4 protein-coding genes are annotated in these 4,108 nt (G+C 33.5%); 1 reads left to right on the top strand and 3 read right to left on the bottom strand.

The annotated features are described in order from the left end of the window. Positions 1 to 496: 496 nt before the first annotated feature. From F6K13_RS21690 to F6K13_RS21680, 3 genes are read right to left on the bottom strand one after another with little or no spacing between them, the layout of a single operon-like run. Complete coding sequence (locus tag F6K13_RS21690) at positions 497 to 826, bottom strand: hypothetical protein (RefSeq protein ID WP_124154503.1); 330 nt, start codon at positions 824 to 826, stop codon at positions 497 to 499. A gap of 9 nt (positions 827 to 835) precedes the next feature. Next, entirely contained in the window at positions 836 to 1,852 is a 1,017-nt protein-coding gene (locus F6K13_RS21685; protein ID WP_287239244.1) for a restriction endonuclease PLD domain-containing protein, read from the bottom strand. A 17-nt stretch (positions 1,853 to 1,869) separates the two neighbouring features. Further along, on the bottom strand, positions 1,870 to 3,009 hold the full coding sequence (locus tag F6K13_RS21680) for a DNA cytosine methyltransferase (protein ID WP_287288344.1): 1,140 nt from the start codon (positions 3,007 to 3,009) through the stop codon (positions 1,870 to 1,872). A gap of 331 nt (positions 3,010 to 3,340) precedes the next feature. Between F6K13_RS21680 and F6K13_RS21675 the strand changes: the two genes are divergently transcribed. After that, positions 3,341 to 4,108, top strand: a 768-nt coding sequence (locus F6K13_RS21675) for an HAD-IC family P-type ATPase (RefSeq protein ID WP_287288342.1), incomplete at its 3' end; no start/stop codon positions are given.

Here is a 4,108-nt window from a genome sequence, read left to right as displayed (position 1 = left end):
CCCGACGGACAGAAAACTATTAGCCGTTGGCTGGGTGAGATTATTACTTAAGCACCATGAATACAATAAAAAAATGTCATTTCATAATAAATAATTAAAATTAGATACAAAAAACAGAGAATTGTAGCACCCATCATAGCCTGACACTTGGATATAATATTGCTTATCATTAAGACTAAAATTAAAATAACTTCAACTAAAGTGGCAATGAATAAAGGCTGGAAAAAAGATTCTATCAATTGCATGAAAGATATTATTTGGGGGAGTCTACATCGCACATAAGCTTTAGTAAACAGAGAAGTAGGTCTTAGACTTATAATTCCATAGGCTACTGAAATTTTTTGCAGAACATATAAACTACCAATAATTATTACTACTGTAAGTATAATAGTCAGTACAATAACAATTTTTCTGTAATTAAAACGCATCAGCTTTTCCTTGAGTGATTGATAGTGGCAAGGTAGGAGCAAGAGTCAGGACACTCACTCCAGAGTTGTCAGACACAAAGTAGGTAGATTAATGCGGTCAAATAACTCTCACTTACAATCTCTACCACCGTTTGTTTTGCTAATCTAGTTAAAGCAAAAGGATTTAAAGGAGTATCTGATTTTCTGGCAATAAAAGTTGGTTGTTCTGGTTGTGATGATTGTTTGTTCAGAGATGGTATTTTATTGCAACTAACCAGGGTAAATGTTGTTAGTATGATTGTTAGTGTGATGATATGTTTCATTGTGGTTGTTTTTTTATTTAGAGATTTAGTCGGGGCGGGTTTATCTGTGAAATTAACGGTGATAGTAAAATTCAAGATAATATTAGCTACTTGCATTGCTATTACTTAAAATTCTAAGTAGTAGTCTGAATCAGATAATTTATACATCCGAATGTAGTTTTTTCCATACTCTTCTAATGTCTGACTTGTGACTGGTTCAAATAGCTCTAAAACTCCTTTTTGTTGTAGTTTACCTTTTATCCAATGACCTAAAACTTTTAAGTCATCTCTTGACCTCAGATTTTTATGATAATCACCTTGGGTACGACAAGGAAATACTAAACCATCATCAGTGTAAGCAATAAAATCACCTTTGGGATAAATAGGATTTTTAGTTGTAGCTATATCGACAATAATTTCTACTTCAAACCAGTCTCTAGGAATCACAATACCTGTTTTTCTATTCCATCTTCCTTTGCCAAAAAAAGCATTTAAGTTTGACCGTTGTTGCCGATCGACTCTAGCCAAAGATATATCCACATAAGGAACTTTAGAATTAATAATTGGTTTAGTTTCTACTTTCTGAAAGTTAATCTTTTTTCGGTTAGCTTTGACAGATTTAACAATCGGAAATGATTCACACTTGTCAAAATTTACCGATATATTATCAGTAAGTAGCCAATTAATATAGGCTTCTGTTTGATTGATAGTAGGGAGGTCTGTAATTTTACAAGTAAATTCTAAATTCTCAAATAATCCTCTTTTAGAAAAATTTGAAGACCCTGCAAAGTAAAGCAATTCATTTTGATATTTTATTCTATAAATATTGCCGTGAAATGGTGGTGGATTCCAGACAAATCTAACACCTCCACATTCAGGATTTGCAGATAATATAAAACTATTTAATTCACCTAATTTATTATAGGTATGCCGACTTAATCCTTCAAACATTCCCATGCCAACTAACAATGTAAAATTACCACCATCGTTAACAATTTTAGCGATATATTCTTGATCTTGCTGTAAGATAACTGCTGAGGTATAGCCAGATTCAATAGTAACAGAATTAGCTTCCTTTAAAAGAATACTCACTCTATCACCAAAAGCACCTCCAAATTCTGAATTATTAGTATAAATAGCCATAAAATTAATCTCAAAAATTAGAGTAAACTTAACTGTATTGGTTGTTCATCTGATTCTAATTCTGCGAATTTTAATCTATCTTTGATTGACATACCTTGTAAATGTTTACTGAGACTATATAAATCGATTTTCTGATAATCATCTTTAAATAATGGAATCAAAGATTCAACAATAGAAACAATTCCATCTGGAGGTACGGCATTACCAATTTGTCGCCTAATTTCAGTAAAAGAACCTTCAAAAATAAAATCATCAGGAAATGTTTGTAACCTTGCTCTTTCTCTATTTGTTAAAGACCTTGGTTCAGGATAATGATAACCCCATGTTCCTCCACCCCCACCAGCAATAATTGTCGCAGAAGGTTTGCCTGGATCTATTCGCCGATAAACATGGCTAATCATTCCTTTTACATAGTAAGGACTATCTTTCGGAATATCTCTAAAATTACCTCCTGCTTTTATCCTTTTCAATATTTCAATTGTTCGAGGTTGAATTTTTTGATGTTCATTATTATCCGGAACTTTTTCTACATTTTTAAGTGCTTCACCAGCAGTTTTGTAAGGATATTTACGACCAAGACCATATTCTGGTTGAGGATGAATAAAATTAAAACCTGTATCCATTCTAATCCCTACTAAAACTACTCTTTCCCTAAATTGAGGTACTCCGTAATCGGCAAATTTGTATAATTTAGGCTTTACTAAATAACCTGGAGAGATACTTTCAAAATCTGATATTATCCGTTGAATTGCTTGATGTTTATTCGCACTTAATAAACCTTTGACATTTTCTGCTATAAATGCCTTTGGTTGTTTCCGTTTAACAAATTCTAAGAAGTAAGTATATAAATTGCCTCTCGTACCCTCTAAACCAGGACATTTCCAAATCATTGAAAAATCTTGACAAGGAAACCCTCCCGTAATTAAATCCGCCTCTGGAACTGCATTAATATCTATATTTTCAATTTGATTATGCTCGATAACATCAGCAATATTTCTTTTAAAAGTTTGACAGGCATATACATTAGAATCAACTGCCCAAATCACCTTAAATCCTGCGTAATGAAATGGTAAATCCATTCCTCCACAACCTGAAAATAAAGAAATAAGTTTTGGTGGTGTTTTCCACTGTTTTTTATTGAGACGTTCAATCGACATTTTATCACACAAAATAAGCGTTTTTTTGGAAAATAAAATATAGCATAATTTTACGAAAAAATCAAATATTTTGATTGCAAAAACAGACAAAAAAACGAGTTGTTTTCCTAATTATCAGGACTTACGCAAATTCACCTTAAAAACGCCATAGGTAGGGGCAAATGGCATTCGCCCTCAGTCTATTTAGTGCCCGTGCGTAAGTCCTAATTATAAACATTTCTAGACAAAATTACGCATTTAAGATATATTAATAAAGTTAAGACATAAAACAATAAAATACTAAAATTAGAACGATACTCACCAAAGTTAACTTTGGCAAGGAGATTAATTAATGAAAACTACTCAAGAACCACGGCAAAAACAAAGTCGCTATAGAGGACTCACGCAGGCTGAAGTGGAGGCAAATAGGCAAAAATACGGGTCTAACTTATTAACGCCACCCAAGCGATCGCCTTGGTGGAAATTATGGTTAGAAAAGTTCGACGACCCAGTAATTCGGATTCTAATAATTGCAGCCGTTATTGCCATTACTGTCGGAATTTTTGAAGGTAATTATGTAGAAGGTTTAGGCATTATTGCTGCCATTATTCTGGCGACCTCTGTTGCTTTTTTAAATGAATATAAAGCTAGTAAAGAATTCGATATTCTCAATCAAGTAAATGATGAAATTCCTATCGCAGTAATTAGGGATAATAAAGTTACAACCGTTCCCAAAAAAGACTTAGTAGTAGGCGATATTGTACTGATAGAAACAGGAGATGAAATAGCAGCAGATGGTCAAGTATTAGAAGCAGTTTCTCTGGAAGTTAATGAAGCTAGTTTAACGGGAGAAGCAATACCTGTTCCGAAAATAGCAGATGTCAACTTATCCTCTAATGGTAATAGTGGTTGCGCTTATCCGCCAAACAAAGTATTGCGAGATACTGTAGTCAATGATGGACATGGAGTAATCGAAATCATAGCGGTTGGCGATGAGACAGAAATTGGTAAAACTGCTAGATGCGTTCTAGATATCACAGATGTGGAAACGCCTCTAAATCTACAACTCGAACGTCTGAGTAATCTGATTGGGATTCTCGGTTTAGTCGTAGCAGTGTTA

Source organism: Okeania sp. SIO2B9 (genome assembly GCF_010672505.1).
Classification (GTDB): Bacteria; Cyanobacteriota; Cyanobacteriia; order Cyanobacteriales; family Microcoleaceae; genus Okeania; species Okeania hirsuta.
The sequence above is the reverse complement of the archived record's forward strand: the minus strand, read 5'-3'. Positions and strand labels throughout refer to the sequence as shown.